This window comes from Citrobacter sp. GW821-FHT07H02 (genome assembly GCF_059418505.1).
In genome coordinates, this window is the sequence record NZ_JBWKPZ010000001.1 from 112,146 (window position 1) to 127,378 (window position 15,233).

The following is a 15,233-nucleotide window of genomic DNA, read 5'->3' on the forward strand; positions in this document are numbered from 1 at the left end:
CTCCTGTTTAAGTTAAGACTTAGACTGTTCAGGCTGGCTTCCGCTCGCGGCTTGCTGTTCGTTATCAGCAGCCACTTCTTGTGCTTTTACCTGCGCGCCAGGACGCACTTTTTGCAGCCCACTTACAATCACGCGGTCGCCCGACTTAAGACCTTCAGTCACCAACCACTTGTCGCCGATCGCCTGAGTAGCGACGATCTGACGGGTTTCCACTTTGTCATCCGCACCAACAACCAACGCACTGGCTTCACCACGCGGGGTACGCGTCACACCCTGCTGCGGAACCAGAAGTGCGGTTGGATTCGTCCCTTCTTCCAGACGCGCACGAACGAACATGCCTGGCAGCAAGGTGTGATCCGGGTTCGGGAAGATAGCGCGTAACGTAATCGACCCAGTGGTTTGGTCAACGGTCACGTCAGAGAACTCCAGCGTACCGGATTGCGGGAATTTAATACCGTCGTTGGTAACCAGATCGACCTTGGCTTTCCCGTTCTCCTGCTTCAGCGTGCCATTCGCCAACTCTTGCTTGAGACGCAGGAAATCATTGCTCGACTGTGTCACATCGACATAGATAGGATCGAGTTGCTGGACGGTGGCAAGCGCAGTGGCCTGGCCATTCTGTACCAGTGCACCTTCAGTGACAGACGATTTACCAATGCGACCGCTGATAGGCGAAGTCACTTTGGTGTAGGCCAGATTGATACGTGCGGATTCGACGGCGGCTTTTGCGGCCACAACAGCGGCATTCGCCTGTTGTGCATCCGCCTGCGCGGTATCGTAATCCTGTTGACTGATGTACTTCGTGCCCAACAGTTTCTGGTAACGCTTAACGGTCAGCTGTGCGATGTTCGCCGCCGCCTGCGCTTTGGCTAAATCACCTTTTGCACTTTCGTAAGCTGCCTGATAAGTCGCAGGATCAATCTGATAGAGAGACACACCTGCTTCGACGTCACCGCCTTCCGTGAAATTACGCTTCAGGATAATACCGCTTACCTGAGGGCGAACTTCCGCAATACGGAAAGCGCTGGTGCGACCCGGGAGTTCAGTCGTTATCTGCAGAGGTTCAGTTTTGAGCGTCACAACTCCAACTTCTGGCTTCTGCTGGCCCCCTTTTTGGGCCTCTTTGTCGTCACATCCTGTTAGCGCTAAGCTGCCTGAGAGCATCAGAACGACCGCCAGAGGCGTTAACCCTCTGTTTTTGTTCATATGTAAACCTCGAGTGTCCGATTTCAAATTGATCAATGGTCTAGCCCATAAACCCATTACTGCGTTTATATTATCGTCGTGCTATGGTACATACATTCACAAATGTATGTAAATCTAACGCCTGTAAATTCACCAACATATGGCACGAAAAACCAAACAACAAGCGCTGGTAACACGACAACACATACTGGATGTAGCTCTGCGTCTGTTCTCGCAACAAGGTGTATCATCCACCTCGCTCGTGGAGATTGCAAAAGCTGCTGGCGTCACGCGCGGTGCAATCTATTGGCATTTCAAAAACAAGTCGGATTTATTTAGCGAAATCTGGGAACTATCAGAATCCAATATTGGTGAGCTTGAGATTGAGTATCAGGCAAAATTCCCCGACGATCCACTATCAGTATTAAGAGAGATTCTAGTCTATCTTCTTGAAGCCACTGTGACAGAAGAGCGCCGACGGCTGCTGATGGAGATTATATTCCATAAATGCGAGTTTGTTGGGGAGATGGTTGTCGTTCAGCAGGCCCAGCGAAGCATCTGTCTGGAAAGTTATGATCGCATTGAACAAACGCTAATGCATTGTATTAATTCGCAAATGCTACCCGAAAATCTTAACACCCGCCGGGCGGCGATATTAATGCGCAGTTATATCTCCGGCATAATGGAAAACTGGTTATTCGCCCCGCAGTCTTTTGACCTTAAAAAGGAGGCGCGCGATTATGTCGCTATTCTGTTGGAGATGTATCAATTTTGTCCAACGCTGCGGGTTCAGTTATCTGGCGAAACGCCCTGAAACCCTTTCCAGGAATTTTCCTGGACGCTTTTCATCCTGCTATTTTGTCTGTCTGAGCCGTGATATTCTTGCGGCCTGACTATTTTCGGTCGTTCTTTCGGTTCAGAAACCTTCATTCTCATGACTATGTTGCAGCTTAATAAACGTTTACAGCATCTTGTTTTTATAACCTTTTTTTTCTTCATCCTGCTGCTGTCCTGCCAGTCATCTGCATTTGCGCGCGCGCAATCGAATGGTGACCTGCCGACGAAAGCCGATGTGCAAAGCCAACTGGACGCGCTGAGCAAACAAAAAGACCTCTCTGCGCAGGACAAGCTGGTACAGCAGGATCTTCTTGAGACACTGGAGACGCTCGATAAAATTGAGCGGGTGAAAGATGAGACCGTTCAGTTGCGTCAGAAAGTGGCGCAGGCTCCGGAAAAAATGCGCCAGGCGTCAGATGCGCTCAATGCGTTGAGCGACGTCGACAACGATGATGAAACGCGAAAAACACTTAGCACACTCTCATTGCGTCAGCTTGAATTGCGCGTTGCGCAATTACTGGATGATTTGCAAAGCGCGCAAAACGATCTGGCGGCCTATAACAGCCAACTCGTTTCCCTCCAGACGCAGCCAGAGCGGGTACAAAACGCCATGTACACCGCCTCACAGCAGCTGCAACAAATTCGTAATCGACTGGATGGCACCAATGTGGGCGAAGCGGCGCTCCGCCCAAGCCAGCAGGTGCTGCTCCTGACGCAGCAAGTGTTGCTCAATGCGCAGATAGATCAACAGCGTAAGAGTCTGGAAGGCAATACGGTCTTGCAGGATACCCTGCAAAAGCAGCGTGATTATGTGACGGCAAACAGCAACCGACTGGAACACCAGCTTCAGCTGTTACAGGAAGCGGTAAACAGTAAACGCCTTACGTTGACGGAAAAAACGGCGCAGGAAGCGGTCAATCCGGATGAGACAACGCGTATTCAGGCGAACCCGCTGGTGAATCAGGAGCTGGAGATCAACCACCAACTGAGCCAGCGGCTGATCTCGGCCACGGAAAACGGCAACTCGCTGATGCAGCAAAATATTAAGGTCAAAAACTGGCTTGACCGCGCGCTGCAATCGGAACGCAATATTAAGGAACAAATCGCGGTTCTCAAAGGCAGCCTGCTGCTGTCTCGTATCCTTTATCAGCAACAGCAAACCCTGCCGTCAGCCGACGAATTGAAAGACATGACCAACCGCATTGCGGATTTGCGTCTTGAGCAATTTGAAGTCAACCAGCAGCGTGACGCGCTGTTTCAGAGCGATGCCTTTGTCGCCAAACTGGAAGAAGGGCACGCCAAAGAGGTTAATGATGAGGTTCACGACGCGCTGCTACAGGTGGTCGAAATGCGCCGCGAACTGCTTGATCAACTGAACAAACAGCTGGGCAATCAATTGATGATGGCCATTAACCTGCAGATCAATCAGCAGCAGTTAATGAGCGTCTCCAAAAACCTGAAAGAGATCCTCACTCAGCAGATTTTCTGGGTTAACAGTAACCGCCCGATGGACTGGGACTGGATTAAAGCCTTCCCGCAGACGCTGAAAGATCAGTTTAAGTCGATGAAAATCACCGTAAACTGGGAAAAGGCCTGGCCTGCGGTGTTTATTGCTTTTCTGGCGGGATTACCCTTATTACTGATCGCCGGTCTCATACGCTGGCGGCTGGGTTGGCTCAAAGCTTACCAGCAAAAATTAGCCGCAGCGGTGGGGTCATTGCGTAATGACAGCCAGCTCAACACGCCAAAAGCGATTCTCATTGATCTGATTCGCGCCTTACCGGTGTGTCTGGTCATCCTTGCCGCCGGTCTGATCCTGCTCACCATGCAGCTTAACATCAGCGATCTCCTGTGGGCGTTCAGTAAAAAAATGGCGCTTTTCTGGCTGGTGTTTGGTTTGTGCTGGAAAGTGCTGGAGAAAGAGGGCGTCGCAGTACGCCACTTTGGTATGCCAGCACAGCTGACCAGCCACTGGCGCCGCCAGATCGTGCGTATCAGCCTCGCGTTACTGCCCCTGAATTTTTGGTCTGTGGTGGCGGAGCTTTCGCCCCTGCATCTGATGGACGATGTGCTGGGTCAGGTAGTCATTTTCCTGAACCTGCTGCTGATTGCTTTCCTGGTGTGGCCGATGTGCCGCGAAAGCTGGCGCGACAAAGAATCGCATGGCCTGCGACTGGTCACCATCACGGTGTTATCAATCGTGCCTATTGCGCTGATGGTCTTAACGGCGACCGGTTATTTCTATACGACACTGCGTCTGTCAGGTCGCTGGATTGAAACTGTCTATCTGGTGATTATCTGGAACCTGCTGTATCAGACGGTACTGCGTGGATTGAGCGTTGCCGCCCGCCGTATTGCCTGGCGTCGCGCACTGGCGCGTCGTCAGAATCTGGTCAAAGAAGGCGCGGAAGGTGCCGAGCCGCAGGAAGAGCCGACCATTGCGCTCGAACAGGTTAACCAGCAAACGCTGCGTATCACCATGTTGCTGATGATCGCGCTGTTCGGCGTGCTGTTCTGGGCAATTTGGTCTGATTTGATCACCGTGTTCAGCTATCTCGATAGCATCACGCTCTGGCATTACAACGGTACGGAAGCGGGCGCAGCCGTGGTGAAAAACGTCACCATGGGCAGTCTGCTGTTTGCCATTATCGCCTCCATGGTGGCCTGGGCGCTGATCCGCAACTTACCGGGGTTACTGGAAGTGCTGGTGCTCTCGCGCCTGAAAATGCGCCAGGGTGCGTCTTACGCCATCACCACGATCCTCAATTATGCGATCATTGCCATTGGCGCAATGACGGTGTTTGGATCGCTTGGTGTGTCGTGGGACAAACTGCAGTGGCTGGCAGCGGCCCTGTCGGTCGGTCTTGGTTTTGGTTTGCAGGAGATCTTCGGTAACTTTGTTTCGGGTCTGATTATTCTGTTCGAACGCCCGGTACGTATTGGTGATACGGTCACAATTGGTACCTTCTCGGGAACGGTAAGCAAGATCCGCATTCGCGCCACTACCATTACCGACTTTGATCGTAAAGAGGTGATCATTCCGAACAAAGCGTTTGTGACCGAGCGTCTCATCAACTGGTCGCTCTCGGATACCACCACACGTCTGGTGATCCGTCTTGGTGTGGCCTACGGTTCGGATCTGGACAAAGTGAAAAAAGTGCTGTTGCAGGCAGCGGCGGAACACCCGAAAGTGATGCACGATCCAGAACCGGCGGTATTCTTTACCACCTTTGGCCCCAGCACGCTGGATCACGAGCTGCGTTTATATGTGCGTGAACTGCGCGATCGTAGCCATACGGTAGATGAACTGAACCGTGCTATCGATCGTCTGTGCCGTGAAAACAATATCGACATCGCCTTTAACCAGCTTGAAGTGCATCTGCGCAACGAGAAAGGGGATGAGGTGACAGAAGTGAAACGCGAGATCAAAGGCGACGATCCGACGCCAGCGATAGGGTAAACACGTTCTCTTCTTCCAGCAGCTCTCTTCCTATGAGGAGGCGAGCTGCTGAGTTTTCCTTTCATAGTCCCGCTTTATAATCTCCAGCGCTTTCAGCACCGTGTCGGGCGCGACGTTGTGCTCTTCTAATAACATAATCAAATCAACGGCCAGTTTGACCTCATCAGGGGCGTTTTCAAGCGACATAGCGTCTCCGGGGGTTAGCGGGTTAAACGTGCCAGAACGTTTTCTATTTTTTCCAGCGCGTGGCGACAGCGCGCCAGACGGGCCTCATAGGCTTCAACTTCACGATGCAATCTCTGTTGTTCATCCAGGCGAGTTGCCCTGGCGAGCAGGGCTTTACGCTCTTGGGTCATTTCCAGCAAACGGCGTTCAAATTGCTGGTGCTGAACCCGTTTGCGTTGCCAACGGGTGAGAGCCGGAGAGCCACTGTCCCATTCCCGGAGGGACCACGAGGCGGTTTCACGAGAGATCGCTTCCATCTGGGAGGCAAGATGCTCAGCGAGCCAGGCGATTTGGGGCAACTGCTGCTGATCAACGGCATGGCGCAGGGCGGTCAGGTTTTCCCCGGCTTCCTCGAGATAGGCCTGTAGCAATGTGCTGCGTGTATGAAAAAGATGGCGGTCAAAGCGAGGGCTGAGGGTTGCATGCAACGCCTGCGGAGCGCAACGCTGGCGCAGGTCAATGAGTTGCTCTTCCAGCTTCTGTAACAGCATGTCGGTTTTCAATTTAACACTCCGATGAAAATGATAACCGTTATGCTAAAGTAGCATTCAGGTGTTCCAGATACTCTTATTATGCAACGTATTATTTTAATCATTATTGGCTGGCTGGCGGTAGTGCTGGGAACATTGGGTGTTGTACTGCCGCTGTTGCCCACCACGCCTTTTATCTTGCTGGCGGCCTGGTGCTTCGCCCGTTCCTCGCCACGCTTTCACGACTGGTTACTCTATCGTTCGTGGTTTGGCGGATACCTTCGCTATTGGCAACAGCATCATGCGATGCCTCCTGGTGCCAAGCCTCGGGCGATCATCCTTATTTTGATTACCTTCGGCGTTTCTCTTTGGCTGGTCAATATGATGTGGGTCCGGATCCTGTTACTGGCAATTTTAAGCTGTCTGCTGATTTTTCTGTGGCGGATCCCGGTGATTGATGAAAAGCAACAAAAGCACTGAAGCACCATAATCGCTGTTGCAATTGTTGCCAACAGCCAGTAAATTCGACCGTTTTCGAGCACAGGCGCAGGCGGTCAAAGGTTAAACAATCGTTACCTTGACCCGATATGATTGCGCCGTGAGTAACACCGTTCTTAGCAGGCATACATCCATGACCGCGACTGCACAGCAGCTTGAGTTTCTTAAAAATAGCATCAAAAGCATTCACGACTACCCAAAACCGGGCATTCTTTTCCGCGATGTCACCAGCTTACTGGAAGACCCGAAAGCGTACGCGCTTAGCATTGAATTGCTGGTTGAGCGATACAAAGATGCGGGCATCACCAAAGTCGTCGGCACCGAAGCGCGTGGCTTCCTGTTTGGCGCGCCGGTAGCACTGGGCCTGGACGTTGGGTTTGTTCCCGTACGTAAACCACGTAAATTGCCACGTGAAACGATCGCTGAAAGCTATGAACTGGAGTACGGCACCGATCAGCTGGAAATTCACGTAGATGCCATCAAACCGGGCGACAAAGTTCTGGTCGTCGATGATCTGCTGGCAACAGGTGGAACCATTGAAGCGACCGTAAAACTGATCCGTCGTCTGGGTGGTGAAGTGACGGATGCGGCCTTCATCATCAATCTGTTTGATCTCGGCGGCGAGCAGCGCCTGGAAAAACAGGGTCTGACGTGCTATAGCCTGGTGCCTTTCCCGGGACATTGATTCAGGCTATCTGCGCCTGATGCATTAGCAAGAGACACAACCTCGCTGTATCTGCGAGGTTGTGTTAGCATTACCCCTTCGTGAATCCACCTTCCAGCGTTTCAGAGCCTGCCAATGAGTTATCAGGTCTTAGCCCGAAAATGGCGCCCACAAACCTTTGCTGACGTCGTCGGCCAGGAACATGTGCTGACCGCACTGGCGAACGGCTTGTCGTTAGGGCGTATTCATCATGCTTATCTTTTTTCCGGCACCCGTGGCGTCGGGAAAACCTCTATCGCCCGTTTGCTGGCGAAAGGGCTGAATTGTGAAACCGGCATTACCGCCACCCCATGCGGCGTGTGTGATAACTGTCGTGAAATCGAGCAGGGGCGTTTTGTCGATCTGATTGAGATCGATGCCGCGTCGCGCACCAAAGTTGAAGACACCCGTGACCTGCTGGATAACGTCCAGTACGCGCCTGCGCGTGGTCGTTTCAAGGTCTACCTGATCGATGAAGTGCACATGCTGTCGCGCCACAGCTTTAACGCGCTGCTCAAAACCCTTGAGGAACCGCCAGCCCATGTGAAGTTTCTGCTGGCGACCACCGATCCGCAGAAACTGCCGGTGACGATCCTCTCGCGCTGTCTGCAATTTCATCTCAAAGCGCTGGATGTCGATCAAATCCGCCATCAGCTTGAGCATATTCTCAACGAAGAGCACATCAGCCATGAACCGCGCGCACTGCAATTGTTGTCCCGCGCGGCGGACGGCAGTTTGCGCGATGCGCTGAGTCTGACGGACCAGGCGATCGCCAGCGGCGACGGTCTGGTCTCCACTCAGGCGGTGAGCGCGATGCTCGGTACGCTGGACGATGACCAGGCGCTTTCTCTTGTTGAAGCCGTGGTGGAAGCCAACGGCGAGCGTGTGATGTCGCTGGTGAATGAGGCGGCCGCGCGGGGTATCGAATGGGAAGCATTGTTGGTTGAGATGCTGGGTCTGCTGCACCGCATTGCGATGGTGCAGCTTTCGCCTGCGGCGCTCGGTAGCGACATGGCAGCCATTGAACAGCGCATGCGTGAACTGGCGCGGGTAGTGCCGCCAACCGACATTCAGCTCTACTATCAGACGCTCTTAATCGGTCGTAAAGAGCTGCCTTATGCGCCGGACCGGCGGATGGGCGTTGAAATGACGCTACTGCGTGCGCTGGCATTCCACCCGCGTATGCCGCTCCCGGAGCCAGAGGTTTCGCAACCCGCTTTTGCACCGGTCGCCCCGACAGCGGTCGTGACCCCGACTCCGGTGTCACAACACGCAGCGCCTGCGTATCAGGCACCTGCGGCTCCGCTACCGGAATCTACCAGTCAGGTGCTGGCGGCGCGTAGTCAGCTGCAGCGTGCTCAGGGAGCAACCAAAGCAAAAAAGAGTGAACCGGCAGCCGCTACCCGCGCGCGGCCGGTGAATAATGCTGCGCTGGAAAGACTGGCCTCCGTTTCTGAACGTGTTCAGGCGCGCCCGGCAGTCTCTGCGCTGGAAAAGACGCCCGCGAAGAAAGAAGCCTATCGCTGGAAGACAACCAATCCCGTTGTTGAAGTGAAAGAGGCGGTCGCCACGCCGAAAGCGCTGAAAAAAGCGCTGGAGCATGAAAAAACGCCAGAGCTGGCGGCCAAACTGGCGGCGGAAGCGATTGAGCGCGACCCGTGGGCTGCGCAGGTGAGCCAGCTTTCACTGCCAAAACTGGTGGAGCAGGTCGCGTTAAACGCGTGGAAAGAGGAAAACGGCAATGTCGTGTGTTTGCACCTGCGTTCTACGCAGCGGCACCTCAATTCCAGCGGTGCGCAGCAAAAGTTAGCTGAGGCGTTAAGCGCCTTAACGGGCTCACCGGTTGAACTGACCATCGTTGAAGACGATAATCCTGCGGTGCGAACGCCGCTGGAGTGGCGTCAGGCGATTTATGAAGAGAAACTCGCGCAGGCGCGTGAGTCGATTATTGCGGATAATAACATTCAGACGTTGCGCCGTTTCTTCGACGCAGATCTGGACGAAGAGAGTATCCGCCCCATTTGATCGTAAGCTGTGCTTATGGTCGTCATCCCTTAACGTGATTGAGAGAGAAGCCTATGTTTGGTAAAGGCGGTCTGGGTAACCTGATGAAACAGGCCCAGCAGATGCAAGAAAAAATGCAGCAGATGCAGGAAGAAGTCGCCAAGCTGGAAGTGACTGGCGAATCTGGTGCTGGCCTTGTGAAAGTGACCATTAACGGCGCGCATAACTGCCGTCGCGTGGAGATCGATCCAAGCCTGCTGGAAGACGACAAAGAGATGCTGGAAGATTTGGTTGCTGCGGCATTCAACGATGCGGCTCGTCGCATTGAAGAGACCCAGAAAGAGAAAATGGCATCCGTCTCCTCCGGCATGCAACTGCCGCCAGGCTTTAAGATGCCGTTCTGATGCAAACCAGCCCGCTGTTAACACAGCTGATGGAAGCGCTGCGTTGCCTGCCGGGCGTTGGCCCCAAGTCAGCGCAGCGTATGGCGTTCACGTTACTGCAACGCGATCGCAGCGGCGGGATGCGTCTGGCGCAGGCGCTGACGAAGGCGATGTCGGAGATCGGCCACTGCGCCGATTGCCGCACCTTCACCGAGCAGGACGTGTGTAACATCTGTTCGAATCCGCGTCGTCAGGAGAACGGTCAAATTTGTGTCGTAGAGAGTCCTGCGGACATCTACGCCATTGAGCAGACCGGGCAATTTTCCGGGCGTTACTTCGTGCTGATGGGGCATTTGTCGCCGCTGGACGGTATTGGGCCGGATGATATCGGTCTTGACCGTCTGGAGCAGCGACTGGCAGCCGAGCAACTCAGTGAAGTGATCCTCGCGACCAACCCAACGGTCGAAGGGGAAGCCACGGCAAACTATATTGCCGAGCTTTGCGCGCAATATGACGTTGAAGCCAGCCGTATCGCCCATGGCGTACCGGTCGGCGGCGAGCTGGAGATGGTTGATGGCACTACGCTTTCGCACTCTCTTGCCGGGCGTCATAAGATTAAATTCTAAACAAACGGAGGTCGTGCCCGCGGCCTCCGCTTGAAATCCCTCACGCTCGTCCCCATTTCCCTCTCAACGTGTTTTTTACCATTAAAAATGGCATTGTTGAGGTAGATCTACATGAAAGGACAAGAAACCCGCGGTTTTCAGTCAGAAGTAAAACAGCTTCTGCACCTGATGATCCATTCTCTGTATTCCAATAAAGAAATCTTCCTGCGTGAGCTTATCTCTAACGCCTCGGATGCGGCAGACAAGCTGCGTTTTCGCGCGCTGTCTAACCCGGACCTGTACGAAGGCGACGGTGAGCTGCGTGTGCGTGTCTCCTTCGATAAAGATAAGCGTACGTTGACCATTGCCGATAACGGCGTGGGGATGAACCGTGACGATGTTATCGATCATCTGGGGACCATCGCGAAGTCCGGCACCAAGTCCTTCCTCGAATCCATGGGCTCCGATCAGGCGAAAGACAGCCAGCTTATCGGTCAGTTCGGGGTCGGTTTCTACTCCGCGTTTATCGTTGCCGATAAAGTGACCGTACGCACCCGTGCGGCGGGCGACAAGCCGGAAAATGGCGTGTTCTGGGAATCTGCCGGTGAAGGCGAATACACGGTTGCCGATATCACGAAAGCGGATCGCGGAACGGAAATCACCCTGCACCTGCGTGAAGGGGAAGACGAGTTCCTCGATGACTGGCGCGTACGTTCCATCATCAGCAAATATTCCGACCATATCGCACTGCCGGTAGAGATTGAAAAACAGGAAGAGAAAGACGGTGAAACCGTGGTTTCCTGGGAAAAAATCAACAAAGCGCAGGCGTTGTGGACGCGTAACAAATCTGACATTAAAGACGACGAATACAACGAATTCTATAAGCACATTGCTCACGACTTCACTGACCCGCTGACCTGGAGCCACAACCGTGTGGAAGGGAAGCAGGAGTACACCAGCCTGCTGTACATCCCGTCTCAGGCGCCGTGGGACATGTGGAACCGCGATCACAAGCACGGCCTGAAACTGTACGTTCAGCGCGTGTTTATTATGGATGACGCTGAGCAGTTCATGCCGAACTACCTGCGCTTCGTCCGTGGCCTGATAGACTCCAACGATCTGCCGCTGAACGTTTCCCGTGAAATTCTGCAGGACAGCACGGTGACCCGCAATCTGCGCAGCGCGCTGACCAAACGCGTATTGCAGATGCTGGAAAAACTGGCGAAAGACGACGCGGAAAAATACCAGACATTCTGGAAGCAGTTCGGTCTGGTGCTGAAAGAAGGCCCGGCGGAAGACAACGCAAACCAGGAAACGATCGCCAAACTGATGCGTTTCGCCTCTACGCACACCGACTCCTCCGCGCAGACTGTTTCACTGGAAGAGTACATCTCCCGGATGAAAGAAGGGCAGGAGAAGATCTACTACATCACCGCAGACAGCTATGCGGCGGCGAAGAGCAGCCCGCATCTGGAACTGCTGCGTAAGAAAGGCATCGAAGTGCTGCTGCTTTCTGACCGCATCGATGAGTGGATGATGAACTACCTGACCGAGTTCGACGGCAAGTCGTTCCAGTCCGTTGCCAAAGCTGACGAGTCTATCGATAAGCTGGCGGATGAAGTGGATGAAAGCGCGAAAGAAGCGGAAAAAGCGCTGACCCCGTTCGTTGAGCGAGTGAAGACCCTGCTGGGTGACCGTGTGAAAGAAGTGCGTCTGACGCACCGTCTGACGGATACGCCGGCCATCGTGACCACCGATGCGGACGAAATGAGCACCCAGATGGCGAAACTGTTCGCTGCTGCGGGCCAGGCGGTACCAGAGGTGAAATACATCTTTGAACTCAACCCGGATCACGTGCTGGTGAAACGCACTGCGGATACCCAGGATGAAGCACAGTTCAAAGAGTGGGTTGAATTGTTGCTGGATCAGGCGCTGTTCGCCGAACGTGGCACGCTGGAAGATCCTAACCAGTTCATCCGCCGTATGAATCAGCTGCTGGTGTCGTAATTTTTACAAGACACTGAGCATCACCACAAAAGGGCAACGCAGGTTGCCCTTTTTTCGTTTTAGCGCATCGACACCGTCGTCACGCTATTTGTCGCCAACGTTTCCTGCGTGTACTGCGCCAGTTCACCGCTTTGTAAATAGACCTTGTGGGTGATGCAGAGACTCACTTGCCCTTCCGGTAACCGCAAAAGCCAGGCTTCATCCGCATTGAGTATTTTTCCCGACCATATTTTGACGTCGTGACTGATGGCGTAACCACAGGTTTGCTCAATGTAGTGAAGCACTGACTGGCGGCAGTTTTCCTGAGTAAACGCCGGGAATAACGCCTGCGGCATCCAGGTTTCTTCAATGATAGCGGGCTGTTGGTTGATGATCCGCATTCGACGATAGTGAATCAACGCGGTCTCTGGCGGTAAGTCGAACTGCGCCGCGACCTCAGTAAAGGTCGACTGAATATCATAACTGAGCACCACGTTATCCAGCGTTTGATCCCGGTGAATACGTTCCGACAGCGTAATGACATTGTTGTCCTGGTAAAACTCGGGTGGATTAACGAAGATCCCTGAACCTTGTCGGGTATGGACGAACGATTCCCTTTTCAGGCGCGCAACGGCTTTCTGAATGGTGGGGCGGCTGACGCCGTAGCGCTCTGCAAGGGCATGTTCACCTTCTACCGGCTCACCGGCAGCGTATTCACCTTTAAGGATTTTCTCTCTTAACAACAGATAGATATCAAGATACTTCATGGCGTCCGTTGTGGCGCGTCTTACGACGCGCCCTTTGTTAGGCTTGCGGTTGAACGAGAAATTGCTGCTTTTTCGTCATTCTAAGTCGTTTGAGCGCAATAGCAATTGCAGCAGTGGTGATAATGCCGCTGCCCATTGCGATGAGCGCCATTAACGGCTGATCAAAACCGCCCAGCAGCACAATGATCGGGCCGCCATGCGCGACATTGCAGTGCAGGCTGAAAACAAAGCCCAGTATGCATGCCACCGCAGAGCCAATCATGTTAGCCGGGATCACCGACAGCGGATCGCGGGCGGCAAAGGGAATCGCGCCTTCCGAAATCCCGACCAGCCCCATCGCTGCTGCGGCCTTACCGTTTTCGTACTCTTCCTCGTCAAACAAACTGAAACGCCTGCCGATAAAGGCCGCCAACGCCATGCCCAGCGGAGCAACCGGGATGGCTGCCGCCTGTGCGCCCATAAACTGCGTTTGCCCCTGGGCGATAAGACCCACGCTGAACATAAAGACCACTTTGCCAAAGGGACCGCCCATGTCAAAGCCCTGCATCAGTCCCATCACCAGGCCAATCAGAATGATATTGCCGGTGGAAAGGTTGGTCAGCATATGGTTAAGGAAGGCCATCAAGTCGGCGACCGGCGCGCCGATGACAAAGATAAATAACGCGGCGATAAACGCGGTGCCCGCAATAGGAGCGATCATGATCGGCACCAGCGGTAGCAACATTTTGTGCCAGGAAAGATGGGTCAACCAGCGGATGAAATAGCCCACCAGCAGCCCGGCAATGATCGCACCGATAAACCCACATCCTGCGCTGGCGCCGTAAAACGAACCGGTATTGGCAATCCAGCCGCCGATAAGTCCTGGCGCGAGCGCTGGCCGTTCACCAATCGCGTAAGCGATATACCCGGCGAGGACTGGGATCATTAGAGTGAACCCGACGACGCCGACGTTCAGCACCTGGTTCCATAAACTGCCCTCCGGGATAGCCAGTCCTGACGGCGTCGGCACACCGCCCAGCGCCAGCGCCAGGGCGATCATCAGCCCGCCGGTCACGACAAACGGGATCATGTACGAGACACCGTTCATCAGCGATTTGTATAACTGGCTACGTACCGATGTGGTCGATGCCTGCGTTTTGGTTGTGCCTTTTGCCTGGTAAGGTTGCGCCGCCAGCGCCTGGTTGATTAACCCTTGCGCATCTTTGATGGCGGCTTTGACGCCCGTGATGACCACTTTCTTACCGTTAAAGCGATCCAGATCGACCTGCTTATCACAGGCGACAATTATGGCGTCAGCCCGGGCGATATCGTCCCCGGTCGGCGCATTTTTTACGCCAATGGAGCCGTTGGTTTCGACAATCGCCTCATAGCCCATCTCTGCGGCCGCTTTTTCCAGCATCTCTGCGGCCAGGTAGGTGTGTGCAATCCCCACCGGGCAACCCGTCACGCCGATGATCAGTCCGCGTGAGGCGGCGGTGCTTATCGTTTCGGTAGACGCTTCACTGGACTGGCAGAAATAATCCGTGACCGCCTGAGCATCCTGACAGGCGAGGATCTGGCTGACGCTGTCATCTTCCACCAGTCGGGAAGAGATCTGCGCCAGAACCTCTATGTGGGCTTCACTGGCCTGTTCCGCCGAGGCGATCATCAGGATCAGGTGGGTGGGTTGCCCATCTTCAGCGCCATAATCAATACCCTGGCGACTGATGCCAATCGCGACGGCAGGCGATAAAACACAGCTGCTACGGGCGTGCGGAAGTGCAACACCGCCTTCAAATCCGGTATTTCCCGTCTCTTCTCTTGCCCATATCTCCTGGATAAATTCCCCTGTGTGGCGAATTTTATTCTCGCTGAATAAAAGGTCTGCGAGTTCAGTCAGCGCTGCCTCTTTTTGGCTTGATTTGAGATCCAGACAAATCAACGCCGGATGAATAAGGTCGTTTATCTTCACAGTAGACTCTCACGATTATTTGTATTTACAACTTTCGCAGAGGCTAAAAGTTTACCCTGTAGGGGATCTTGATATTGATCATGACTTGAGCCACGTATGACGCCGTTTATTTGGATTTGCTGGCGATTTCACACAATACACCTGGTGATGATTTGTTCA

The 15,233-nt window shown here is 53.8% G+C and carries 13 protein-coding genes and 1 other annotated feature; of the genes, 8 read left to right on the plus strand and 5 right to left on the minus strand.

Annotation, left to right across the window (positions count from 1 at the left end; translation table 11 throughout):
* Positions 1–12: 12 nt before the first annotated feature.
* Positions 13–1,206 (minus strand): multidrug efflux RND transporter periplasmic adaptor subunit AcrA, encoded by a 1,194-nt coding sequence (acrA, locus tag AC07NP_RS00545; protein ID WP_203358643.1) that lies wholly within the window; start codon positions 1,204–1,206, stop codon positions 13–15.
* Between the two features lie 139 nt (positions 1,207–1,345).
* Between acrA and acrR the strand changes: the two genes are divergently transcribed.
* On the plus strand, positions 1,346–1,999 hold the full coding sequence (gene acrR / locus AC07NP_RS00550; RefSeq protein ID WP_494659247.1) for a multidrug efflux transporter transcriptional repressor AcrR: 654 nt from the start codon (positions 1,346–1,348) through the stop codon (positions 1,997–1,999).
* Positions 2,000–2,119: 120 nt separating this feature from the next.
* Positions 2,120–5,482: a mechanosensitive channel MscK gene (mscK, locus tag AC07NP_RS00555; protein WP_203358641.1), complete on the plus strand. Its 3,363-nt coding sequence runs from the start codon at positions 2,120–2,122 to the stop codon at positions 5,480–5,482.
* Positions 5,483–5,512: 30 nt separating this feature from the next.
* On the opposite strand, the gene rsmS is transcribed toward mscK, so the two are convergent.
* Complete coding sequence (gene rsmS, locus AC07NP_RS00560; protein ID WP_276292553.1) at positions 5,513–5,668, minus strand: pleiotropic regulatory protein RsmS; 156 nt, start codon at positions 5,666–5,668, stop codon at positions 5,513–5,515.
* 14 nt (positions 5,669–5,682) lie between these two features.
* Entirely contained in the window at positions 5,683–6,210 is a 528-nt protein-coding gene (gene priC, locus AC07NP_RS00565; protein WP_494659248.1) for a primosomal replication protein N'', read from the minus strand.
* A gap of 69 nt (positions 6,211–6,279) precedes the next feature.
* On the opposite strand from priC, the gene AC07NP_RS00570 reads away from it, so the two are divergent.
* The 6 genes from AC07NP_RS00570 (at position 6,280) to htpG (ending at position 12,377) form a co-directional block, all read left to right on the plus strand.
* Positions 6,280–6,657: a DUF454 family protein gene (locus tag AC07NP_RS00570; protein WP_203358638.1), complete on the plus strand. Its 378-nt coding sequence runs from the start codon at positions 6,280–6,282 to the stop codon at positions 6,655–6,657.
* A gap of 151 nt (positions 6,658–6,808) precedes the next feature.
* Positions 6,809–7,360, plus strand: a complete 552-nt coding sequence (gene apt / locus AC07NP_RS00575) for an adenine phosphoribosyltransferase (RefSeq protein WP_203358637.1) — start codon at positions 6,809–6,811, stop codon at positions 7,358–7,360.
* A 114-nt stretch (positions 7,361–7,474) separates the two neighbouring features.
* Positions 7,475–9,403, plus strand: a complete 1,929-nt coding sequence (gene dnaX, locus AC07NP_RS00580) for a DNA polymerase III subunit gamma/tau (protein ID WP_494659249.1) — start codon at positions 7,475–7,477, stop codon at positions 9,401–9,403.
* Positions 8,736–8,800, plus strand: a sequence feature (DnaX frameshifting element). It overlaps the preceding gene by 65 nt.
* A gap of 53 nt (positions 9,404–9,456) precedes the next feature.
* Positions 9,457–9,786 (plus strand): YbaB/EbfC family nucleoid-associated protein, encoded by a 330-nt coding sequence (locus AC07NP_RS00585; protein ID WP_003021764.1) that lies wholly within the window; start codon positions 9,457–9,459, stop codon positions 9,784–9,786.
* Positions 9,786–10,391 carry a recombination mediator RecR gene (gene recR / locus AC07NP_RS00590; protein WP_192611416.1) on the plus strand — a complete coding sequence of 202 codons (606 nt, stop codon included), beginning with the start codon at positions 9,786–9,788 and terminating at the stop codon, positions 10,389–10,391. Before AC07NP_RS00585 ends, recR begins: the two co-directional genes overlap by 1 nt.
* A gap of 111 nt (positions 10,392–10,502) precedes the next feature.
* Positions 10,503–12,377 (plus strand): molecular chaperone HtpG, encoded by a 1,875-nt coding sequence (htpG, locus tag AC07NP_RS00595; RefSeq protein WP_494659250.1) that lies wholly within the window; start codon positions 10,503–10,505, stop codon positions 12,375–12,377.
* A gap of 59 nt (positions 12,378–12,436) precedes the next feature.
* Here htpG and AC07NP_RS00600 read toward each other — a convergent pair whose 3' ends face one another.
* On the minus strand, positions 12,437–13,123 hold the full coding sequence (locus AC07NP_RS00600; protein WP_203358633.1) for a GntR family transcriptional regulator: 687 nt from the start codon (positions 13,121–13,123) through the stop codon (positions 12,437–12,439).
* 37 nt (positions 13,124–13,160) lie between these two features.
* The gene (locus AC07NP_RS00605) at positions 13,161–15,074 is read right to left on the minus strand and encodes a PTS fructose transporter subunit IIABC (RefSeq protein ID WP_494659251.1); all 1,914 of its coding nucleotides are present in this window, start codon (positions 15,072–15,074) and stop codon (positions 13,161–13,163) included.
* Positions 15,075–15,233: the final 159 nt, after the last annotated feature.